General features: G+C 42.3%; 19 protein-coding genes and 1 tRNA gene. 10 read left to right on the top strand and 10 right to left on the bottom strand.

Going from position 1 to position 21,703, the window contains the following annotated elements:
• Positions 1-16: 16 nt before the first annotated feature.
• The gene (locus QL886_RS07160; RefSeq protein WP_290178159.1) at positions 17-1,429 is read right to left on the bottom strand and encodes an alpha/beta hydrolase; all 1,413 of its coding nucleotides are present in this window, start codon (positions 1,427-1,429) and stop codon (positions 17-19) included.
• 433 nt (positions 1,430-1,862) lie between these two features.
• On the opposite strand from QL886_RS07160, the gene grpE reads away from it, so the two are divergent.
• Entirely contained in the window at positions 1,863-2,462 is a 600-nt protein-coding gene (grpE, locus tag QL886_RS07155; protein ID WP_057762215.1) for a nucleotide exchange factor GrpE, read from the top strand.
• A gap of 183 nt (positions 2,463-2,645) precedes the next feature.
• A complete protein-coding gene (gene dnaK, locus QL886_RS07150) occupies positions 2,646-4,586 on the top strand; it encodes a molecular chaperone DnaK (RefSeq protein WP_290178157.1) in 1,941 nt (646 codons plus the stop codon).
• Positions 4,587-4,704: 118 nt separating this feature from the next.
• On the opposite strand, the gene QL886_RS07145 is transcribed toward dnaK, so the two are convergent.
• Both QL886_RS07145 and QL886_RS07140 read right to left on the bottom strand, forming a co-directional pair.
• Positions 4,705-5,514, bottom strand: coding sequence for a methyltransferase domain-containing protein (locus QL886_RS07145; RefSeq protein ID WP_290178156.1), 810 nt, complete (start codon positions 5,512-5,514; stop codon positions 4,705-4,707).
• Between the two features lie 71 nt (positions 5,515-5,585).
• A complete protein-coding gene (locus tag QL886_RS07140; RefSeq protein ID WP_290178155.1) occupies positions 5,586-6,818 on the bottom strand; it encodes an 8-amino-7-oxononanoate synthase in 1,233 nt (410 codons plus the stop codon).
• Between the two features lie 304 nt (positions 6,819-7,122).
• On the opposite strand from QL886_RS07140, the gene QL886_RS07135 reads away from it, so the two are divergent.
• The 3 genes from QL886_RS07135 (at position 7,123) to QL886_RS07125 (ending at position 9,249) form a co-directional block, all read left to right on the top strand.
• On the top strand, positions 7,123-7,662 hold the full coding sequence (locus QL886_RS07135) for a porin family protein (protein WP_201547565.1): 540 nt from the start codon (positions 7,123-7,125) through the stop codon (positions 7,660-7,662).
• 215 nt (positions 7,663-7,877) lie between these two features.
• Positions 7,878-8,372 (top strand): NfeD family protein, encoded by a 495-nt coding sequence (locus QL886_RS07130; RefSeq protein WP_227511172.1) that lies wholly within the window; start codon positions 7,878-7,880, stop codon positions 8,370-8,372.
• Between the two features lie 16 nt (positions 8,373-8,388).
• Positions 8,389-9,249 (top strand): SPFH domain-containing protein, encoded by an 861-nt coding sequence (locus tag QL886_RS07125; protein ID WP_057762202.1) that lies wholly within the window; start codon positions 8,389-8,391, stop codon positions 9,247-9,249.
• A 78-nt stretch (positions 9,250-9,327) separates the two neighbouring features.
• Here QL886_RS07125 and hemN read toward each other — a convergent pair whose 3' ends face one another.
• Positions 9,328-10,884, bottom strand: coding sequence for an oxygen-independent coproporphyrinogen III oxidase (gene hemN / locus QL886_RS07120; protein ID WP_290178153.1), 1,557 nt, complete (start codon positions 10,882-10,884; stop codon positions 9,328-9,330).
• A 353-nt stretch (positions 10,885-11,237) separates the two neighbouring features.
• Here hemN and QL886_RS07115 point away from each other — a divergent pair, with 353 nt between their 5' ends.
• Positions 11,238-12,818 carry a YifB family Mg chelatase-like AAA ATPase gene (locus QL886_RS07115; RefSeq protein WP_290178152.1) on the top strand — a complete coding sequence of 527 codons (1,581 nt, stop codon included), beginning with the start codon at positions 11,238-11,240 and terminating at the stop codon, positions 12,816-12,818.
• A gap of 49 nt (positions 12,819-12,867) precedes the next feature.
• On the opposite strand, the gene QL886_RS07110 is transcribed toward QL886_RS07115, so the two are convergent.
• A complete protein-coding gene (locus QL886_RS07110; RefSeq protein WP_290178151.1) occupies positions 12,868-13,551 on the bottom strand; it encodes a phosphoglycolate phosphatase in 684 nt (227 codons plus the stop codon).
• Between the two features lie 117 nt (positions 13,552-13,668).
• Complete coding sequence (locus QL886_RS07105; RefSeq protein ID WP_165597783.1) at positions 13,669-14,169, bottom strand: DUF4385 domain-containing protein; 501 nt, start codon at positions 14,167-14,169, stop codon at positions 13,669-13,671.
• 79 nt (positions 14,170-14,248) lie between these two features.
• Here QL886_RS07105 and QL886_RS07100 point away from each other — a divergent pair, with 79 nt between their 5' ends.
• Entirely contained in the window at positions 14,249-14,731 is a 483-nt protein-coding gene (locus tag QL886_RS07100) for a hypothetical protein (protein ID WP_290178150.1), read from the top strand.
• 124 nt (positions 14,732-14,855) lie between these two features.
• Here QL886_RS07100 and QL886_RS07095 read toward each other — a convergent pair.
• A tRNA-Phe gene (locus QL886_RS07095) sits at positions 14,856-14,931 on the bottom strand.
• 122 nt (positions 14,932-15,053) lie between these two features.
• Positions 15,054-15,476, bottom strand: coding sequence for a hypothetical protein (locus QL886_RS07090; protein ID WP_102091078.1), 423 nt, complete (start codon positions 15,474-15,476; stop codon positions 15,054-15,056).
• 374 nt (positions 15,477-15,850) lie between these two features.
• Between QL886_RS07090 and hisB the strand changes: the two genes are divergently transcribed.
• The 3 genes from hisB (at position 15,851) to QL886_RS07075 (ending at position 17,913) form a co-directional block, all read left to right on the top strand.
• Positions 15,851-16,516 (top strand): imidazoleglycerol-phosphate dehydratase HisB, encoded by a 666-nt coding sequence (gene hisB, locus QL886_RS07085; RefSeq protein WP_220455963.1) that lies wholly within the window; start codon positions 15,851-15,853, stop codon positions 16,514-16,516.
• 188 nt (positions 16,517-16,704) lie between these two features.
• Positions 16,705-17,340: an imidazole glycerol phosphate synthase subunit HisH gene (hisH, locus tag QL886_RS07080; protein WP_057762687.1), complete on the top strand. Its 636-nt coding sequence runs from the start codon at positions 16,705-16,707 to the stop codon at positions 17,338-17,340.
• A 204-nt stretch (positions 17,341-17,544) separates the two neighbouring features.
• Positions 17,545-17,913 carry a hypothetical protein gene (locus tag QL886_RS07075; RefSeq protein WP_290178149.1) on the top strand — a complete coding sequence of 123 codons (369 nt, stop codon included), beginning with the start codon at positions 17,545-17,547 and terminating at the stop codon, positions 17,911-17,913.
• A 51-nt stretch (positions 17,914-17,964) separates the two neighbouring features.
• On the opposite strand, the gene QL886_RS07070 is transcribed toward QL886_RS07075, so the two are convergent.
• Together QL886_RS07070 and QL886_RS07065 are read right to left on the bottom strand one after the other, a co-directional pair.
• Positions 17,965-19,287: a valine--pyruvate transaminase gene (locus QL886_RS07070; RefSeq protein ID WP_290178148.1), complete on the bottom strand. Its 1,323-nt coding sequence runs from the start codon at positions 19,285-19,287 to the stop codon at positions 17,965-17,967.
• Positions 19,288-19,749: 462 nt separating this feature from the next.
• On the bottom strand, positions 19,750-21,489 hold the full coding sequence (locus QL886_RS07065; RefSeq protein ID WP_290178147.1) for a hypothetical protein: 1,740 nt from the start codon (positions 21,487-21,489) through the stop codon (positions 19,750-19,752).
• Positions 21,490-21,703: the final 214 nt, after the last annotated feature.

Here is a 21,703-nt window from a genome sequence, read left to right as displayed (position 1 = left end):
CTAAATAACTAACGGTCTATGCAGCTAACTGGGATTGTGTACTGATGATTTCACGTACAAAGCTGCTAAACCCACGAATGATATTGTTTGTCTCTTGTCCAAGACCTTGATGAACACTCATAAAATGAATAAAGCCATGCGGTGCACCAAGCACAGTATAGGTCTCTACAGCAACGCCGTAACCTTTCAACTGCTTTGCATAAGCAAATGCCTCGTCACGTAATACATCGAGCTCAGAAGCTACAATATAAGTTGGGCAAACTTTACTATTATCACCCAGCATAGGCGAGTTCAGTATATGTAGGCGAGGCAGTGGACTATTCTCCAAACAAGCAGCATCAAATACTGCTACATCAGCATGATCTAATAGTAGACCCTCACCATATAACTCCCAACTAGGATAATCTGTTTCAATATCAGTGACTGGATACAAAGGCATTTGCGCTAGAGGTTCGGGTAGTTTTTCTAATAGATTAAACATTTTATGACCATCTATCCCTAGGTCTGCCCATGCGCTTTTGCTCGGTGCGGTCAGCTGCTGCGCAATCAAAGTTGATAGACCACCACCTGCGCTATCACCTGCCAAGACGATACGAGAAGGTAACGCGCCCAATGTGTGACAATGTTCAACTAACCAAGCATACGCGGCGATACAGTCTTTCAATGCTGCTGGAGCAGGGCATTCAGGTGCTAAGCGATAATCTACACTAACCACAGACCAGCCAGTCTGCTCACATACCGCATGACAGAACTCATGATGTGTATCGACATCACCAATGCAGAACCCGCCACCATGAAAGAACAGCATGACTGTTTCATCAGGATTATGGATACGTTTTCTTCTAAAACCAGATTTTTTGCCGCCTGCTTTATAACAACGGACAGTCATGTCGCCATCATCTGCATTGGCAATCGTTTCATCTTTCCAACTAACGGGTGAATCATTTTTTTTAGTGAAAGGTTTAATGGTACTTAGCATAGTAGTACTGGCTTGTTGCCATACTCTAGGTGATTGCATGGCTACCGCATCAGCAGTAAACCTCTCACGCAATTCCGACATTGGAGTTAGTTCTAACGGTGTTTTGAGGTAGCTATTTACTGCAAGGATAAGGCGCAGGTGAGCGTTTGCATGCAGGTATTGTTTTGAATTAGGGCCTTTAAGGTAACCAATCACCCCTTCTAAAATAGGGTCTGGTAAGTAGCCCAGACTTTTCATTGCGTAATGCAAAGTGTGCGGCTGGTAGTTTGCCACAGGATTATAAGCGAGTAGTTTCTCTTTAACGCTCAGACGTTTTTCTAATGAGGCATACGTTTGTGCATCTTGGTTCGATGGCTCTTTTGACGCTAGGTGTTCTTTTGACGCTAAGTGCAATGTCATCAATGCTTTATTAAGCAAAGTATTGATAGATAAATTTTTTGAATTAGACATAACAGCTCTCATAAATGATTTTTAGCGTGCATTTGAGTGTAGGCGATAATATTTATAGTAATGATAAAATAGCTAGCAGAGTAATAGGGTATCGTTTGGTAATAGCTTGATTAATAAGCGTAAAGCAATTGGAATAAATAGCGGTTTTTTGTTCTTTTTGTGAGTAAATATTGAGATTTATTGACATGGAACAAAAACGTTCAACGTATCTCTTTAATCAGACTTCATGAATATTTGTCATAAATGGTAAAAATTCCTTTGCTCTAGGCTTGAAATTTGTCCTCATCACCTTTATCAAGCAGCTATTGAAGCGTATTAAAAAAACAATGAGTTAGAAACATCGAGCATTTAATAATGGCATAGTAGGACCAACAATTATTTGGTCTACTGTGCCGTCTCTTAATCTTCATTATTGAAATTCCAAGGAGCTATCATGAGCGAGCAAAACCCGAACCACGAAAATCTTGACCAAAATGTGGCACATGAGAATATTGATCACAATGACAGTATTTTAGAAGAAACCATGAAAGAGTTTGATCCACAGAATAATTCAGGTGAAGAAACGACTATCGAAAACGAAATCAATCTTGATACTTTCAAAGCGCGTATTGCTGAGCTAGAAGGCGAAGTAAAGCAAGCCAAAGAAGGTACTGCACGCGCTAATGCTGAAGCTTACAATGCGCAAAAACGCATGGAGCAAGAAGCGGATAAAAGCAAAAAATTCGCACTACAGAAATTTGCTAAAGAATTGTTAGACATCGTTGACAACTTAGAGCGAGCTATCGAAAATGCCGATGCCAATGATCCAGTCGCTGAAGGTGTGCAATTAACGCACAAAGCATTGGTTGCGGTATTGACCAAAAATGGCGTAGAAGTGGTCGATCCACAAGGCGAAAAATTCAACGCTGACTTTCATGAAGCAGTGGGTATTGACCCAGAAGCAGCGGCAGATACAGTTGGTACGGTCTTACAAAAAGGCTATAGCCTAAACGGTCGTCTATTGCGTCCGGCCATGGTTCGTGTTGGTCAGTAATATTTTTAGGGCTAAACCCTACTAATATGAAGGTTTTTCACAAAAAATGACATGAAACACAGTTTTTGCGTGATTATCACCTTGAAAAATACGACGGGTAAACCGATATATAGCAACAAGTGACCGACTACGGTCTGGATAAATAAGTATTTATAGTTAAAAACAAATTAGGAGCAATTGATTATGGGTAAAGTAATTGGTATTGATTTAGGTACTACTAACTCGTGTGTAGCAGTAATGGAAGGTGACAAAGTTAAAGTCATCGAAAATGCTGAAGGTACTCGTACAACACCATCGATCGTCGCTTATAAAGATGACGAAACGCTTGTTGGTCAGTCAGCTAAGCGTCAAGCAGTAACCAACCCAAGCAACACTTTGTTTGCGATTAAGCGTTTGATCGGTCGTCGTTTTGATGACAAAGTCGTGCAAAAAGATATCGGCATGGTTCCTTACAAAATCGCTAAAGCAGATAACGGCGATGCATGGGTAGAAATCAACGGTAAAAAGCTTGCGCCGCCACAGGTTTCTGCTGAAATCTTGAAAAAAATGAAAAAAACAGCAGAAGACTATCTTGGTGAGAGTGTGACTGAAGCGGTTGTAACTGTACCTGCTTACTTCAATGACTCACAGCGTCAAGCAACTAAAGATGCGGGTAAAATCGCTGGTCTTGATGTAAAACGTATCATCAATGAGCCAACTGCTGCGGCACTTGCTTATGGTATGGACAAGAAGCAAGGCGATAGCACTGTTGCTGTATATGACTTAGGTGGTGGTACTTTCGATATCTCAATCATCGAAATCGCAGACGTAGACGGCGAGCAACAGTTCGAAGTACTAGCGACCAACGGTGATACTTTCCTAGGTGGTGAAGACTTTGACTCAGCATTGATTGATTTCTTAGTTGCTGAATTCAAAAAAGAGCAAGATGTTAACCTAAAAGGTGACTCTCTTGCGATGCAGCGTCTAAAAGAAGCAGCTGAAAAAGCGAAGATTGAGCTATCAAGTGCACAAAGTACTGAAGTAAACTTGCCATATATTACTGCTGATAGCAGTGGTCCTAAGCATTTGGTTGTAACTATCAGCCGCTCGAAACTAGAGAGCCTAACTGAAGAATTAGTACAACGTACAATGGGTCCTTGTAAGACTGCACTTGAAGATGCTGGCCTAAAAATTGGCGATATTGATGACGTTATCCTAGTTGGTGGTCAGACTCGTATGCCACTAGTACAGCAAAAAGTACAAGACTTCTTCGGTCAAGAGCCACGTAAAGATGTGAACCCTGATGAAGCAGTTGCAGCTGGTGCAGCGATTCAAGGTGCCGTATTGTCTGGTGACAAAACTGACGTATTGCTACTTGATGTAACGCCATTGACCCTAGGTATCGAAACGATGGGCGGTGTCATGACACCGGTTATCGAGAAAAACACCATGATTCCTACTAAGAAATCACAGGTATTCTCAACGGCTGAAGACAACCAGCCAGCTGTAACGATTCAGGTATATCAAGGTGAGCGTAAAATAGCTAACCAAAACAAAATGCTTGGTCGTTTTGACTTGACGGATATTCCACCAGCACCACGTGGCCTACCGCAAATCGAAGTGTCTTTTGACATCAATGCTGATGGCATCATGAACATCTCTGCAACCGATAAAGGTACTGGTAAAGCACAAAGTATCCAAATCAAGGCGGATTCTGGTTTGTCGGACGAAGAAGTCGAACAAATGGTTCGCGATGCAGAAGCCAATGCTGCTGAAGATGAGAAGTTCGCTAACCTAGCGCAAGTTCGTAACGAAGCAGATGGTCGTATTCATGCCGTACAAAAAGCGCTAAAAGAAGCAGAAGATAAAGTCACTGATGAAGAAAAATCAACAGTAGAATCTGCTATCACTGAGCTTGAGGCAGCAGCGAAAGAAGATGACCATGAGGAAATCAAAGCTAAGCTTGAAGCTTTAGACAATGCATTCTTGCCAATCAGCCAAAAAATCTACGCTGATAGCGGCGCTGGTGCAGAAGGTATGGATCCAAGCCAGTTCCAACAAGGTGCTGACGATGCTGGTAGCAACAAAGCTGATGACGACGTCGTTGATGCTGAGTTCACTGAAGTAGACGAAGACAAAAAATAATACGGCTACTAACTAGTTAAATTAAAAAAACGCATCCTTTGGGGTGCGTTTTTTTATGGCTGTTTTTCTATCAGCTACTATTCCTGCTAGCTATTATTTTTCTTAATAAGATGCGTGCTTATGGTTTAAACGCGCTCACTATAAGAACTTCATAGGTTAAATTAACCACGAGCTGTCCTATGCCATTCTTTTCTGAGAATTGCTGCCAATAGTCTGACTCAAATTGCTGTAGACGCGATTTTGTCCATACAAAGGTTTGGCTATCTTCTGATTGTATTTGCGTTTGATTGGTCGATACGCCGGTGAGTTTCATATGCTTCAAGATAGCGTAGGGAGTAGGAAATGGTAAATCGAAGCGCTGAATTGATAGTTCGATATTCTCAAAGCCAGCACTATCTAATGCCAATTGCCATTCATTAATATCTGGGTAGTAAAGTCCTTGGCCAGTGAGAGTCTTAATTTGCAAAAAGTTATTTGGCGTAAAAGTACTAAAGACCAGTTGTCCTCCAGATTGTAGACGCTGCGCTGATTTCGTGACAAAACTCAACGGATTATCAAACCATTGCACGGCATTGGCACTGATTATCAAGCTATGATTTTTTGCTAAATCTATCGTTTCAGCATCACCAATCATTACGTCAGCAGTTGGCAGTATTGATTGCAATGTAGCAGTCTGCTCACTACATAACTCATTGATAAGCCAGTGCTGGCTTTGAATATGCTCAGCGAGTAGGCGCGTCATTTGACCTGTACCTGCCCCCACTTCTAGCACACTACTTTGATTGGTATGAGCAATACTGTCTAATAAATACTGACAAACGATCTGCTGAATACTGGCATGCTGGTCATAGTCGCTTGCATTAGCAAAGTGGCGAGCGATGGTTTGTTTTCTAACACTGAGGTCGTCAGCTGTGTCGAATGTTGTCATAGGCTTCATTATATCCAAGTGCGCCAGTTATCTATCAATATTAGGAGTAAATTCTGTGTCAAACGATAAGGTTACAACTGCTGTATCAATCGCTCGCAGTCTTCGTTAGTCAGTTTGGCATTCATAACTAAGCGAATGCGAGCAGTGTTTGCAGGCACAGTAGGTGGCCTGATAGGCAGCGCGTAAAATCCAGCGGTTTGTAGCTGTTGTGCTTTGGCAAGGGTGCTTGCGTTATCGCCTAATATATAAGGAACGATAGGAGATTGATAATCCATATCTTCTACAGTTGGCGATACACGGTGCCGTGGGTCAATGGCTTGGCTAAGCGTGGTAGACAACTGTGCTAGATGCGCACGTTGGTCAGTTAAAGCCGGCATCTTTGCTAAAATAAATCGTGTCCATGCGTGATTGATAGGAGGGAGTGCAGTGCTAAAAATCAGTGGACGCATGACATTGATCAGCCATTGTTTGACGACCTCATCACACATGATATAAGCACCCATTGAAGCAAATGCTTTACCAAAGGTACCCACCAAGTAGTCAATATCCGCTAAGGTATGCGTTTCTTCCGCCAATCCTAGACCTGTATCGCCAAGCACTCCAACAGCATGTGCTTCATCGATATATAGTTCAATGCGAGCATCTTTGGATTTTATTTGTACTAGTTGAGCCAAGTCAGCACGGTCACCATCCATACTAAATATACTCTCGGTGACAATAATGATGCGTTCAACCGTCTCGTCTGCTTGTTCAATAAACTTGGCCAAATGTTCGTAATCGTTATGACGGTAACGACGATAGGTGACAAGTTTACTTTGGCTCAAGCGCATCCCATCGATAATGCTGGCATGTACTAGCTTGTCAGCCAAAACGAGCGTCTTGACTGGCAAAGCTGTCAATGCTGGCAAGATACCTAGATTAGCATGATAGCCACTGTTTAAGACCAGCACCGACTTTGAATCGGCTAAACTCTGTTTTTCTATGGCGCTTCGATACCAATTTTGCAGTTCTTCTTCTAGAGCTTCTAACTGTATATCGTTACCTGTCAGTAGGCGTGAGGAGGTTGCACTCATTTTAGGAGTGTGCGGAGTAGATAGCTGTCCCACTTGAGAAAGAAACTCAGCTTGCAGCTCAGTATCACCGCCTAAACCCAGATAATCATTACTCGCAATATTGAGTAAAGCCTTACTTGTACTAACAACGTATCGTCCATCATGCTTTAGGTTTGGTAATTGACGATACTGCTGCTTTGCTTTTAAGTCTGCAAGTGCGCTTTGCAAACGCTCAGTGATAGAATTTTGCATTTTTTCTCTCTAATTATTGTTATATCAGCCATGTTTAGCCGATTTGTCTAGCAAGAAAACTATGAAATGAGTACGGATTATTGCATAAACCGGGTAGATGTAACAAAAGGTTTCATATCTAAGCCTTTGTAACCCACACACTGATAAACGCTTTCAAATCTTAACTCTCATACCATTAAACACTGACAGAGTGTCTGAAATAGTTTGTTACTATGTACTCATCGTTAGCAGACAAGGCGATAGGGCCACAAGGCCAATATAAACAAATAACTTGTTTGTCCAAATTTCTTTTAAGGAGCTAATAATGAAAACTCTACAAAAAACAATACTTGCACTAGCAACTGGTTCTTTACTTTCTGTAGGTGCACAAGCTGCTGTTAACTATGGCAACGGCTACACAGGTCAGCCATATGTTGCTGCTAAAGTTGGTCAGTTCGATCTAGATGTTGATGGTGCTGATGACCCAACTGCATATGGTGTAACTGCTGGTTATAACTTTGATCCTAACTTCGGTATCGAAGCAGAATACGTAGGTTCAGATGATGCCGATTATAGAGGTGGCGACATCGATGCTAAGACATACGGCGCTTATGGTACTTACCGTTATGCATTCCCAAACAGCGGCTTATACGCAAAAGGTAAGCTAGGTGTTGCGAAAACTGAAGTAGAAGCTAACAACACTAACTTTGCTGGTGCTTCTGACTTCTCAGACGACGACACTAACATCGCTGGTGGTGTAGGTCTTGGTTACGCAGTAAACTCTGACTTCAGTGTCGAAGCTGAATACGACATGCTAGGTAGCGATGCAGACCTTATGACTGTTGGTGCACAGCTAAAGTTCTAATTATTTAGAAAATAAGCTTTGAGCTAAACAGCTATAATAAAGAAACGATCACTTTAAGTGGTCGTTTTTTTTTGCTTAAAATTTACGTATAAGTTTTTAGGACAGTAATTTATAAGCATCCAATAAGTAATATATCATTATCGTTAAAGCGTTGTTATCCGTAAAAATGTGCTACATTAAAAACTGGAATGATAAAGATAGGAATGGTGGCAAGGATGGAGATACTTTGGATGATTGAACCTTGGCATTGGTTAGTACTGGGCTTCTTATTACTAATTGTTGAGATGTTTGTACCGACGTTTGCCAGTCTGTGGTTTGGTGCCGCTGCCATCATCGTAGCAGCGCTATCATGGCTGTTGCCTATTTCTGTCTCTGTTCAGATTATTGTCTGGTTAGTGCTCTCAGCTGTGTTTTTGCTGGCTTGGTTCAAGTTTATCAAACCGTTGTCAGTAGATCGTACCAAAGCTGGGCTAGGCGGTAGTGTCATAGTCGGTGAGGTGGGGATGATTATCGTGTCACCGCAGCTAGATAAAGCTGGCACAGTTAGATTTAGTGTTCCTATCGTTGGTGCGGCTGAATGGATGTGCCGTACGAGAGGGGAGCAGGTGGCAATCGGTGATAGAGTGGTCGTGACGGATATCGTTGGCAATGAGCTAATTGTGAGCAGTACAAAAGCGCAGGCAGCGATGCATAAAAGTATGCAGGTATAATAATAAGGGATGAGTTATGGAAAGCTTTAGTATTGTCATGGTGGTATTGATTGCACTGGTGGTATTCACCGTGTTCAAAGGCGTACGTATTGTACCGCAAGGTTATAAATGGGTAGTGCAGAGACTGGGCAAATATAGCCAAACGCTAGAGCCTGGACTCAACCTCATCATCCCTTATGTAGATGATGTGGCTTATAAAGTAACGACCAAAGACATCGTACTCGATATCCCGTCACAAGAAGTCATTACTCGTGACAACGTCGTTATCATTGCAAACGCTGTCGCTTATATTAATATCGTGCGTCCTGACAAGGCGGTCTACGGTATCGAAGATTATGAGTACGGTATCCGTAATCTGGTACAGACGTCATTGCGTTCGATTATTGGTGAGATGGATCTTGATAGTGCATTGTCCAGTCGTGATGAGATCAAAACCAAGCTAAAACATGCAATTTCAGAAGACATCGCAGATTGGGGTATTACGCTTAAGACAGTAGAGATTCAAGATATTAATCCTTCGCAGACCATGCAAGCGTCTATGGAAGAGCAAGCAGCGGCAGAGCGTTTACGCCGTGCAACCGTGACCCGTGCTGATGGTCAAAAGCAAGCTGCTATCTTAGAAGCGGATGGTCGCTTGGAAGCCTCACGCCGTGATGCTGAAGCGCAGGTGGTACTAGCCAGAGGTTCTGAAGAGTCAATTCGTTTGATTACTAGCGCGATGGGTGAGGAAGAGATGCCGATTGTATACTTGCTGGGTGAGCAATACATCAAAGCGATACGAGAGTTGGCTGAATCTGACAACTCTAAAATGGTGGTACTACCAGCAGATATTTTAAGTACTGTAAAAGGTATGGTCGGTGATAAATTAAAAGTGTAAAAAGCCACAGCAATAATAAAAAAAGACCTCGTTTGAGGTCTTTTTTATATTTAATAATTGGATGAATGGCTCGCTAACTTAGATAACTTTCGAAAAGCGGTTTTGGTGTTTCTTTTCTAAGTATTCATCAAATACCATGGCGACGTTACGACCAAGCAAGCGACCTCTAGGTAAGACGCGAATACCTGCTGCGTCCATATCAATGAGTCTGTCGTCTTGCATAGTGCCCAACTGCTGAATCTCATTAATAAAGTAGGTGATGGCATCGATACCAAACTTTTGATTCACATCTTTAAAATCGAGATAGTCATGACACAGTAGGTTCATGATGACATATTCACGCAAGCGGTCTTTGATAGAGGTTTTAATGTACTTTACTGCAGGCATGACTGTCGGATTGATTTTCGCCATATCAATCTTGGCTTGATAGCTCTGTAGATCAGTATCGTTTTGCAAAATATAGCGCGTATTGGCATTAGAAATCTGACTGATTGATGAGACACCAAAACCTAATAAGTCACAATCACCCATGATAGTGTAACCCTGAAAATTACGATGTAATTTACCTTCGCGCTGGGCGATAGCCAACTCGTCATCAGGTTTAGCAAAATGATCGATACCGATATATTGATAGCCAGCTTCGGTCAATGTGTTAACAGTACTGCCGAGCATCGTCAGTTTGGCAGCTGGGCTAGGCAAGTCTTCATCTTTTATCTGACGTTGGGCTTTAAATCGCTCAGGCAAATGCGCATAGTTAAAGACTGACAGGCGATCTGGCGACATCTCGATGATACGATTTACAGTTTTGTCCAAAGTATCAGGCGTTTGGTGCGGCAAACCATAAATCAAATCAATATTGATAGAGCGAAAACCAAGCTCACGTGCTTCTATTAGTACACTTTCAATAAGCTCTGCTGAGTGCACACGATTAACGGCGATTTGCACTGTTTCATCCAAGTCCTGCACGCCTAAGCTAATACGGTTGAAACCGAGATTACGCAGTATCTTTAGAGTGTTTTCACTCAGCTCACGAGGGTCAATCTCAATAGAGTAGTCACCTTCATCTTCTGGCAAAAACTTAAACTGAGTCTGTAAAAACTCCCATAATTGCACCATCTCTTCGTCACGCAAAAAAGTTGGTGTACCACCGCCCAAATGTAGCTGTTTGACCAATGGTTTGTCGCTGCCTTCTGGCGCAGATAACAAGCGGCGTTTATGAGTAATTTCAGCGATTAAATACTGCAAGTAATCGCCAGAGTCGCTATTTTTTTTGGTAATAATCTTATTGCAAGCACAGTAGTAGCAAAGGTGGCGACAGAATGGAATATGAAAATATAGCGATAAGGGAGCACGCGCTTCACGATTTTGCAGGATTTTTGTCTCAAGACCGATAGCCTCAAAGCTATCTGGTATGGGCGCGAACTCTAGAGCTGTCGGATAAGAGGTATAACGTGGCCCTGAGCGATTGTATTTATTGATGATTGCTTCATCAAATGCTGGTAGCTGCTTGCTAGTAATGCTGCCGCGTGTACTGGCATAAGGGTTGTCAGGTTGCATAACAGGGCGCACAGTCGTGGGCGGCTCGTCCGCACGGTTGTAGGGTTGCTGAGTGTTCTGTTCTGAATAGTCCGTCATGCGATATTCCTCGTTTTTACTCTAGATACTGCTAGTTTCTGGATTAAAAATGATTTCGGATGTGGTGTTTATTTTTTTGCTCTTAAGATTGGTTGATAACACGGCTTGAATACATCATTGGCAGCAGTATGTATCGCTAAATGTATAATAGATAGTATAACAAATCCTTGTTAGCAGTGGGGTGGTCGGAGAGTATTCTTAAATATTAAAATAGAGCTATCATTTACACATAAAAACCTCAGAACGACGCTGAGGTTGTGGTGATTCTCTCTACACCAGCAATAAAACACGACGTTTGCGCGTTGATAAATAATACTTTATTATCAATGACACTCTGTATTAGGAAGATGCTGATGTCGTTTGCCCAAGTCTATACCCGTTCGGTGGTTGGTCTGCATGCTCCCAAGGTCATCATTGAAGTGCATCTATCGCAAGGATTACCTGCATTGACCATCGTTGGCCTACCTGAGGCCGCCGTGCGTGAGAGTAAAGACAGGGTGCGCTCTGCCATTCTCAATTCAGGTTTCCAGTTTCCTAACCGCCGCCTAACGATTAATTTAGCCCCTGCTGATCTACCTAAAGATGGCGCGCGTTTAGACTTACCAATTGCTATCGGTATACTGGCAGCAAGCGGACAGCTTGAGCCAGAGGTGCTATCAGGATTTGAATTTATTGGAGAGTTAGCGCTCAATGGTCAATTGCGACAAGTAACTGGTAGTTTGGCAGTCGCAAGAGCAATCAAAGCTGAGAAGTTGGCATTAGCATTGTCGCAGTTAGCAGCGAGTGACCAAGGACAAAATAATTCAGATACCCCGTTACAGAGAACTCCGCAATTGATCGTACCGATTGATAATGATCGTGAGGCCAGCCGCGTTGATGGCGTAACGATACTAGCTGCACAGAGTCTAAAAGCGGTTTGCGACCATCTACAGTCGCTCGTTGACCCAACTGCAAGCTATGAGAGTTTGTCAGTGGTGCAGCCAAGTCCTGCACAGCAGCATGTCGGCTATCAAGTAGATTTAGCTGATGTCAAAGGACAGCAACATGCTCGGCGCGCGTTAGAGATTGCCGCCGCTGGTGGTCATTCATTGTTATTTACAGGGCCACCAGGTTCTGGCAAGACGCTCATGGCATCACGATTGCCAACGATATTGCCAGACTTAAGCGATGAGGATGCACTAGAGGTTGCCAGTACCTATTCGGTGGCAGACAGCGACTACGATTATGGGACGCGGCCATTTAGACAAGTACATCATACGATATCAGCTGTGGCACTAGTCGGTGGTGGCTCACGGCCAAAACCAGGTGAGATTACGCTAGCTAATAAAGGCGTTTTATTCCTAGATGAGTTACCAGAGTTTGATCGGAGTGTGCTGGAAGTATTGCGTCAGCCGCTAGAAGCCAAACAAATTACCATTAGTCGCGCTAACTCTCAAATGACTTTTCCGGCGAATTTTCAACTGGTCGCTGCGATGAACCCTTGCCCATGTGGCTATGATGGCGATACATCAGGACGTTGTCGCTGTCGACCTGAGCAGATCAAACGCTATCAAGACAAACTATCTGGGCCTCTCTTAGATCGTATTGATTTGCATATCACCGTGCCTGCGTTACCGATTGCTGATTTGCAAAATAGTCAGGTAGGTGAAACCTCTAAGCAAGTACGGGCTCGTGTAGTGGTCGCGCATCAGCATCAAATGCAGCGCCAGCAAAAGGTTAATAATGAGCTTAGCCCTAGCGAAATCGATGAATATATCCAGCTAGGCGACAATGAAAAGCAGTTATTGCAACTTGCTCAGCAGCGTCTGAATTTATCAGCACGTGGCTACCACCGAGTATTACGAGTAGCACGTACAATCGCCGATTTGGCTAACAGTACAGATATCAACAGCGCCCACGTATCTGAAGCGCTGAGCTATCGCAGCAAAGCGTAATCTATGTTTGAGAAAGTTACACCGTGATGATTGATAGACTTTATATAGACTAAGCCCTACCTTTCATAATCCAAGCAACCAAGTCAGCAAAGTGATCAAATGCTTCGGTCGGATTTAGTTCGCGAATATCTTGCCCATAGTTATAACCATAAGACAGGCCGAGCGTGTCCATATTGGCATTCTGTCCAGCCAACATATCGTTTCTAGAGTCCCCAATCATCACTGACTGATCGACACTAAAATTGAGAGTCTCACAGACGTGTAGTAGGGGCATTGGGTCTGGTTTTTTGACCGGCAAACTGTCACCGCCCATCACCTCACTAAACAAATCTTGCCAGCCAAACGACTGCAATATCTTCGGTACAAATCGAATGGGTTTATTAGTGACTAAAGCAAGCGTATAGCCAGCAGCGTGCAGTTTTTTGAGTCCGTCATCGACATCTGGATAGGCAACGGTTTTGCTACCACTAAGATTCTTATAAGCCTCAAAAAATATTTGCTCTGCATGATCGGCTTCCTCAACCGTTAGCTCACCATCTGCTACTTCTACCTTGCCAACCAAAGCGCGCTCTACGAGCAGGCGTGAGCCATTTCCTATCCAGTTACGTATTGTCTCGATAGGGTAGGTATCTTTACCCAATGTGGTTAGCATGGCGTTGGTGGCGTCGGCCAAATCGGGCACGCTATCAATGAGTGTTCCATCAAAATCAAAAATTAAAAGCTGCTTATTCATTTTTCCTCACTATTGAAAATCGTTATATTTATTATATTGGCTATACCTTAGCACAGTAGTATTTCGAGACCAGTCAATTTAGTTACCTGTTGTGCTTAATGTCTTGAGCATTAGCAACTATTCGACATCTTTATAGCGTTCACGATGCTCTTTTTTCATTCTTAAATAATCTTCGTTCTCACGGCATTCATCCCATTTAACTTTAAAGATCCGTGCGGACTCCGCCTTGACTGGGTCTTCCTCTTGTCGTGGCAATTCTTCGCGACCATGAGCGCCGCTTTGACCTTTTTTATCATCAGGTACTGCGCCTTTATATTTTTTGCCGCCTTTATGATTGGCATAGCGACGAGCTCGGGTATAGCCCATTTGTATAAACTTGCGTGCCATATCTGCGCCGACGAAGTCATCGTCAGCCAAGTAATCTAAAAACATCTGATAGATAGCTTCACTACTCTCGCGGGCGATGTCAGGAGTCGCAAAACGCCAATGGGGTAAAATCTCAGACTTATAAGGTTCTACCAGTAACACGCCTTGCTCACCGCGACCGACACGGTACAACTCAGGCTGAGCGCGCAAATCCAAACTCTTATAATCCAAGTCGTAATCAAACTCTCTCATATGTATGACCTGTTATTTTTATCTAGCGTATATGTTTATTGAGTATACTTAGCCAAGCTGTTTAGAAAAAAGCACAAAAATGTTATGCAACCGTGACAGTAGGTATTTAGCATCAAAAGCGTTAAGTAGAAATGGTTATGGTAAAGTCAGCTGTGAGACGTATGAGGGCTATGAGTATGATGAATGCAATACTACGAGAGATGTGATGTTGAGAAATGAGATAAGTGTAAATGATCTGAGCCGTTTGCGATTACCCAAAAATATACTGGTAGCGTGGCTATTGCTAACAACAAGCATACTAGCTACTACGGCTGCCCGCAGCGCGTGGTTTGAACGTTTGATTCCGCAAGGTGAAACGTATACGGTACGCGAGATAGATCGCGATTTGGCATTTGTGATAGATGGCTTTATCTATGATGCGCGTACGTCTTGTTTTTTGGCAGTAGGCGACCGAGTGATATTCTTTGAGGGGCGTCACGGTATTGATTACCGCGCAACTATATACGACTTGGATTCGCGTGAGCGCTGTAATTTACTCTTACGTGGTCGGTTGTACGAATAGTTGTCGGCTATACGAATAAGAACAACACATAAATAAAATGAACGCTAAAGAGTACAGTGAATTTTAAACATAAAAAAAGCCCCGAACATTGCTGTTCAGGGCTTTTTAGAATTCTATTAACGAATGGTGGCTCGAGGCAGGATCGAACTGCCGACACACGGATTTTCAATCCGTTGCTCTACCTACTGAGCTATCGAGCCGTCTTCGTTGAGGCGCTATTAAACTAAATATAGGCTCAGCTGTCAAGCAATTTTTGCACTTTATCGAATAAAAGGCGATAAATAATCAGATATTAGTAAAATTAACCGTTTTAGCGCTCAGTTTAGTCTTTTACACGCAACAGTTCGTACTCGCTCATGATACGGTGAATATCAGCGTCAGCAGGGACGAATTCACGTACGCCTTTTCTAACTTCGCAATCATAGACCAGTTTAATAAACTTGGCATCGATAGCACGTTTACGATTCTCCGGATGGACAGTGAGATATTGCAGGCGCTTAGCATTGGTCTGCCCGTCATCAAAGCAGGCGACAGCGGCGATAGGCTTATCATTGAACATCCCGACATAGAGGTACTGTCCACGTTTAAACCCTTGCTCAACGATATTTAATACCTCGAGACCGTCAGGCTGTGCATCATCACTATCGTACAACGCTTGCAAACGCTCTGCTAGCTCATTGTCGCGAGCAGGTTTTTTGATAAGTGGCGCATCCAAACTATTAATGGCGATCGCTTCTAAAGGCATAGCAGTTCCTATAAATAGAGGGTTTCTATAGTATAAATTAGCAATATGAGACAGCACGATGTCATAGTGTGTAGTGCCGTAAGTAAGGGTCTTCAAAGTCAGCGCAAGTCATGATTGATAATACTAAACACACTATTTTAGCAGAATGACGTGATTTTGTGCGTGGTTTACCGCTTGGTCGTGGCAGTAAATGTTAGGGTTTGCTATGATGAGGCTATATAATATTTAGTATGTATAAACCCTAATATGTTGATATCTTTTGTATATATCATTTTCTGCTAAGGTCTGACCCAGACAATAGTAAAATATTTTGGGCAGGTTTTTGCCTTATTTATTGACCGCTTTTCACTGATAAAAACTGATAGAGAGTAGCCATGACAGCCAATGCAACGACGACTGCTGCCACACCTGAGCAAACTGAGTCAAAAAACGTAAATCTATATGGTCGCCCTGAACGTATCGCGACCGTTGAGCGTATCACTGCCGAAACGCAAATCACCTGTACCGTTAATTTAGATGGTACGGGTAAAGGTACGGTAGACACTGGTGTGCCATTTTTGGATCATATGATTGATCAAATCAAGCGTCACGGTTTGTTTGACTTAGACATCAAATGTACCGGTGATACGTTTATTGATGACCATCATAGCGTCGAAGATACTGGTATTACCCTTGGCCAAGCATTTAACAAAGCATTGGGTGACAAAAAAGGTATTCGTCGTTATGGGCACTTTTATGCGCCGCTAGATGAGTCATTGACCCGTGCTGTCGTCGATCTGTCAGGACGTCCTGGTCTACACATGGATATCCCATTTACGCGCTCGCACGTCGGCCGTTTCGATGTTGATTTGTTCAGTGAGTTCTTTTACGGGTTCGTCAATCACTCATGGATGACTGTGCACTTAGATAATCTAAAAGGCAAAAACAGTCATCATCAGATCGAATCAACCTTTAAAGCCTTTGCTCGTGCGTTACGTATGGCCTGTGAGTACGATGAGCGTGCGTTGAACACCTTGCCATCGACCAAAGAGGCTTTCTAAGGCGTATTTAAGGCTGTTCTACAAGGTTACTCAAAAGGGCCCATCAAGCTTGGCGTACTAGTTGTACAGCCTGCGCTTGACTTCCTTGTAGCAAAACCTTATCTACACCTTAGTAATAGCCAACAATATAAATGGTCAATAATATAAATAGTACAGTAGTCAAAATATTTAAAAATGAGAACCAATCGATGACTAAAGTAGCACTATTAGATTATGGTATGGGCAACCTGCACTCTGCTAGCAAGGCCTTATCGGTAGTCGGGGCAGAAGTCTCTATCACCAATGATCCAAAAGTCGTTGCGGCGGCTGATAAAATCGTTTTCCCTGGTGTGGGTGCGATGCGTGATTGTATCGCTGGCATGCATGAAGCAGGCATTGATGAGGTCATACGCCATGCAGTGTTTAACAAGCCCGTTATGGCCATCTGTGTGGGCATGCAGGCGTTGTTTGAGCAGTCAGCTGAAAATGGTGGCACGGACTGCCTAGGTATCTTAAACGGCACTGTAGAAGCATTTGACCCTACGTGGAAAGACAAGCAGGGCGCAACAATAAAAGTACCGCATATGGGCTGGAATACCATCAGCGGTATGGATTTTGACCATCCGCTTTGGCACGGTATCGAAGACAACGCGCATTTTTACTTTGTGCATAGTTACTACTGTGAACCTGCCGATAGCTCACAAGTGGCGGCGGTATGTGACTATGGTCAACCGTTCTGCGCCAGTGTGATCCAAGACAATCTATTTGCCACCCAGTTCCATCCAGAAAAGAGCCATACTGCTGGCTTGCAACTGCTCAAGAACTTTGTAGAGTGGAATGTGTAAACTGGTGATAAACGTGAAGTGAATATTTAATTTAGTAGAAGGTAGATTATCAATTGTATAATCTGCCTTTTTTATGCTCAGCCATCACTTTGTAGCTGCTGTTCTGTAGCTATTGTAGTTTAGCCATTATGGTTTAGTGATACGCTCAGTTATTTTCTACTCGCTTATATTTGGAATATTTCAGTGGATTTTACTGCCTTTAAAATGAATGTTGTGGAAACAACTGGCCTTGCCAAAGATGCCTTACATATCTATGTCGGTGTCGGTGTTTATCTGCTGTGTCTGGTTGCGCTGCGTCCTATTATCAAAAGCCAAGGTATTCGATCATTTCTCGCTTTGATCGTCGTGACTTGCATTGCGCTGTTGGGTGAGTATCTGGACAATCGAGATACGATTGAATCGCTTGGCTTGGCAGGCTTGAGCCGTGATCAAATACTCGCAAGTATTCGTGATTTGATTAATACCTGTATGCTGCCGTATGTGCTCTTTGCGCTGAATAAGTGGACGACCATATTTCGACCAACCAATAAATCGACTTCATTGACCAAGCGCCATAAAAAAACGGACTATTAGTTAGTCCGTTTTTTCGTTTTGCTATTTAAATTTATAGTTTTAGTAGCTCATTTATTTTTTGGCTTCATCATACAGCTCACGCACCACTTCACCAATCGCTTTGATACCATCAGTCAGTGTCTGCTCATCCGCGGCGATACTCATGCGGATACACTCGTGCGCATGCTGATAATCGCTAACATCGACACCAGGGAAGAAGTACTCGCTTGGTACAATAAGCGTGCCTTTTTCTTTTAGGCGCTCGTATAGATCCAGCGTGCTAATCGGCAAGTCTTTAAACCATAACCATAAGAATATCGCACCCTCAGGCTTATGAATGACCAAAGGATAATCGCCCAATGCTTCTTTCAACAGCTTCACCGCGAGTGTCGCCTGCTTTTGATAAAACGGCTTGATATCGTTATCAGATAATTGCTTGATACGATCGTTCTCTACCAGTGGCGTGGCAATCGCTGCACCAAAGCGTGTCGGCGCTAGATTGACCACGGCATTCATCGCGCTGACCGCTTCGATTACTTTGGCGTCGGCCACGATAATGCCTGTACGCATACCAGGCAAACCAATCTTCGATAGACTAAAGCACAGGATCGTATTGTTATCCCAATTCAGATGCGCGTCAGAGTAGATGATATTGGGGAAAGGCATACCGTAGGCGTTATCGATAATCAGCGGTATGTCATAGCGTTTGGCAATCTCGGCCAAATGCGCCATTTCGTCATCAGTTAGCACGTTACCAGTTGGATTGGTCGGACGTGAGCAGCAAATCGCGCCGATACGACCTTCCCTTAATGCTGGCAAGTTCTCTAACGCGTCAAAATCCACACGATATTTAAAGAAGCCTTCCTCACCATCATGCGTCACTTCATCGATATGTGGCAATACCGCTGTGAAATGCTGACCTTCGACATGCACATCGCTATAGCCAATATATTCAGGGGTCAATGGTAGTAGAATGGACTTGTCGATAGATTGGTTCTTTTCATCAGCGAACGCACCGCCAAATAAGTTAAATAGATAGAAAAATGCATTCTGTGAGCCATTGGTCAGGGCGATATTTTCTGAAGTGAGGTTCCAATCATAATGACGGTTAAAGAAACCAACCAAGGCGTCGATAAAGCCTGCATCCCCTTGCGGATTAGAGTAGTTCGCCATGCTGATAATCGCGCTACTATTGGGTACGCCTGCATCGTTATCAACACCTAGTGCCTTATATGTCTCCAAAAATAACTCATTAACGGCATCAATTTTGGCAGGGTTACCACCGCCCAGCATGTTGACTGGCTGATCGCTTTTTAGCGCATCGCCCAGATCATCCATCAATTGTGAGATGCCAGTGGGCTGGGTAAATTTTTGACCGAACTTTGAGAATTTCATAAGGCTACCATGCTGTTTGGGAGGGTGTTATAAGTGGGTATTTAACCGATAAAGTTGGGCTAGTATAGCAAATGAGGGCTGGGTAATCCCCCCAATAAATAAGCAAACTGCATGGCTGATATTGGTTTATATGTCTGTATAAACATAAAGAAGAAGTTGTTTACCATAGGAAATAGCTACAAGCTAATTTAACATTGGTAATGCTCAAAAAAACACCTTCAGTAAATGAAGGTGTTTTTTATTTATTAAAAGATATTAAACGCTCTCTATTCTTCGTAAGTTATGTACAAAATTCTGGAATGCACATCGACAACTCGGTGAAGAGGGGATAGCAACTCTACGATTATTAGGAGCTATGAGGATATGATGTTTTTTGCCCTTGCGATAGCACCAACCTAATTTAAGTTTACCATTAACAAGCTTGTCGATTTTAGAGTTATTACTAAATTTCATAGCTATCTCCTATGCTTCAAATTCATAACATAGGCGAAAGCCAATTTTTATATACTTATACCTACCCGTACTTGCAAAAGGAGGTTTGTCTCTAAAATATTGATCACCACTGAATGATGTTAAGGAGTTTGAACGTATACAGCTAAAATCCTGTAACCATTCTGCGAAAAAGTGAGAGTCCATAAACCTTAGGTTGTTTTTAACTACGAATTCTGGACTGCTAAAATACATATTTAATGATTGAAAATCTTTTTCATCCATATATGGTGGCTTATTTGTCTTCTTGCCATCAGCATCAATAAAAATGCAACATTTTTCAGAAGAGTATACGGAACCACAATTCCCACTATCTATCGTTAAAGTAGAATATGGCGTAATTGCTCGGTATTCATCTAAACTCAACAAACGTACTTCCACGTCATTTTCAGAATTAAACCAGTCAATATACTTAAGAACATCATAGCCAGTTAGTGCAACAGGAAGCGTTTTATCTACCTCATCATTAGCTGTTTCTAGTGTATCAAGATTTGTTTTACTCAAATTTGGATTGGAACGCCTTGTAAAATATTCAGTATTCTCGCGTTTGAATTTCTCAAAATCTTCAATAGAAATTAAATCAGAAACCATTAGAGTGCTTTGGTCAGGAATCTCAACTCTTTGAAAATTTGATAGTTTCTTATTCGAGTTTAAAGACTTTAAAGTTTTTGAATAGTCAGTATGGTGGTAAGATTTTAATAGCTCTAAAATACCTGGATAGTTACCAATATTCCCTCCGCTCTCATAAAAACTATCTTCTGCTTTATGTAAATCTTCAGCTCTGAAACCCTCATATTCAAAATAATACCAGCGCTTGAAATGGTAGTCATCGACAAAACAAGGAATTTCGGAAAGTCTCAAATAAGGTTTAAATTGTGAGTCGTGTTGAAATAATTTATCGCGCTGATTACGAAAAACAAAACTATACTCTCCATTTTTGCCTTTGAGAAAAATAAGATTGTCGTTGTAAGGAATGACGTCAACCCAACCACCTTCAAGACTCTCCACTCTTTTGACAAACATATTGAATAACTCATTTTCTGCGTCGATATTTTCAGGTGAACGTTGATAAAGACACAGTTCAGGAATGTTTGTACCCTTCGGGATAGTAAGTTGATCACCAATAATATTAAAGCCAGGCTGAATGATAAATAACATCTCAGAACCTATGATGATATCAAGAAGACTGCGCATATTGCAGTACTTGTTTCCTCGAACTGATATCTCTTTGTCTGGATTATCGTTAGCCCCCTGAATTTTCTTAGAAATGTCTTGTGTAATTCCTAAATCTACATGAGCAATATAGTTACCATCATCAAAATGTCTATCATGATGAAAGTCATAACCTGTAAATATTGCCTTAGGGATAGGTTTACCGCTATAGAAAAAGCGTTCAGAAATATCTTGATAGGTTAAGCGTAAGCGAGGACTATCGTAACCTGAAAACCTAGGCGAAACTAAGTCAGTAAGGGTGGTGAGGTGATGTTCTCGCATAAAAGGTTTGAGCTTTGTCTCATACTCAGTCTTGTAGCCTGCAATACCACCTTTGATACCTAAGGCATTAGCGCATGCGTTGAGTAAAGTGTTATAACTGACCTTTTCTCTATCACGAGAAGCATTTTTTACAGACGACTTGATAGACTCTGGAGATAAGTCATTAATGGGAATAATATGGAATTTTTTTAACGGGAGGTAAGACGTAGGCTGTTTCATAAATTAATCCTATTTATTTATTACATACTCTTATGAGTATGAGTACCCCACTTGTTAGACAAGGCATACTATGGATAAATAAAAGATTAATTTTTTTGGAACAGTATATAAAGAAGTTTATACTTGATATCTTTTTGTCTAAGTACAGTATGAATACTTGGCCACAGGATTAGAAATCAACCTCAGCTTTAGCGCTTAGAAAGAATATATCTTA

Source organism: Psychrobacter sp. APC 3281, assembly GCF_030407815.1.
GTDB lineage: Bacteria > Pseudomonadota > Gammaproteobacteria > Pseudomonadales > Moraxellaceae > Psychrobacter.
Note: the sequence above shows the minus strand (reverse complement) of the source record. Positions and strands in the feature narration are given on the sequence as shown.

What these genes read in the sequence shown, in the direction of transcription:
- QL886_RS07160 (WP_290178159.1), bottom strand. Translation starts at nt 1,429, where the DNA reads ATGTCTAATTCAAAAAATTTATCTATCAATACTTTGCTTAATAAAGCA.
- grpE (WP_057762215.1), top strand. Translation starts at nt 1,863, where the DNA reads ATGAGCGAGCAAAACCCGAACCACGAAAATCTTGACCAAAATGTGGCA.
- dnaK (WP_290178157.1), top strand. Translation starts at nt 2,646, where the DNA reads ATGGGTAAAGTAATTGGTATTGATTTAGGTACTACTAACTCGTGTGTA.
- QL886_RS07145 (WP_290178156.1), bottom strand. Translation starts at nt 5,514, where the DNA reads ATGACAACATTCGACACAGCTGACGACCTCAGTGTTAGAAAACAAACC.
- QL886_RS07140 (WP_290178155.1), bottom strand. Translation starts at nt 6,818, where the DNA reads ATGCAAAATTCTATCACTGAGCGTTTGCAAAGCGCACTTGCAGACTTA.
- QL886_RS07135 (WP_201547565.1), top strand. Translation starts at nt 7,123, where the DNA reads ATGAAAACTCTACAAAAAACAATACTTGCACTAGCAACTGGTTCTTTA.
- QL886_RS07130 (WP_227511172.1), top strand. Translation starts at nt 7,878, where the DNA reads ATGGAGATACTTTGGATGATTGAACCTTGGCATTGGTTAGTACTGGGC.
- QL886_RS07125 (WP_057762202.1), top strand. Translation starts at nt 8,389, where the DNA reads ATGGAAAGCTTTAGTATTGTCATGGTGGTATTGATTGCACTGGTGGTA.
- hemN (WP_290178153.1), bottom strand. Translation starts at nt 10,884, where the DNA reads ATGACGGACTATTCAGAACAGAACACTCAGCAACCCTACAACCGTGCG.
- QL886_RS07115 (WP_290178152.1), top strand. Translation starts at nt 11,238, where the DNA reads ATGTCGTTTGCCCAAGTCTATACCCGTTCGGTGGTTGGTCTGCATGCT.
- QL886_RS07110 (WP_290178151.1), bottom strand. Translation starts at nt 13,551, where the DNA reads ATGAATAAGCAGCTTTTAATTTTTGATTTTGATGGAACACTCATTGAT.
- QL886_RS07105 (WP_165597783.1), bottom strand. Translation starts at nt 14,169, where the DNA reads ATGAGAGAGTTTGATTACGACTTGGATTATAAGAGTTTGGATTTGCGC.
- QL886_RS07100 (WP_290178150.1), top strand. Translation starts at nt 14,249, where the DNA reads ATGTTATGCAACCGTGACAGTAGGTATTTAGCATCAAAAGCGTTAAGT.
- QL886_RS07090 (WP_102091078.1), bottom strand. Translation starts at nt 15,476, where the DNA reads ATGCCTTTAGAAGCGATCGCCATTAATAGTTTGGATGCGCCACTTATC.
- hisB (WP_220455963.1), top strand. Translation starts at nt 15,851, where the DNA reads ATGACAGCCAATGCAACGACGACTGCTGCCACACCTGAGCAAACTGAG.
- hisH (WP_057762687.1), top strand. Translation starts at nt 16,705, where the DNA reads ATGACTAAAGTAGCACTATTAGATTATGGTATGGGCAACCTGCACTCT.
- QL886_RS07075 (WP_290178149.1), top strand. Translation starts at nt 17,545, where the DNA reads ATGAATGTTGTGGAAACAACTGGCCTTGCCAAAGATGCCTTACATATC.
- QL886_RS07070 (WP_290178148.1), bottom strand. Translation starts at nt 19,287, where the DNA reads ATGAAATTCTCAAAGTTCGGTCAAAAATTTACCCAGCCCACTGGCATC.
- QL886_RS07065 (WP_290178147.1), bottom strand. Translation starts at nt 21,489, where the DNA reads ATGAAACAGCCTACGTCTTACCTCCCGTTAAAAAAATTCCATATTATT.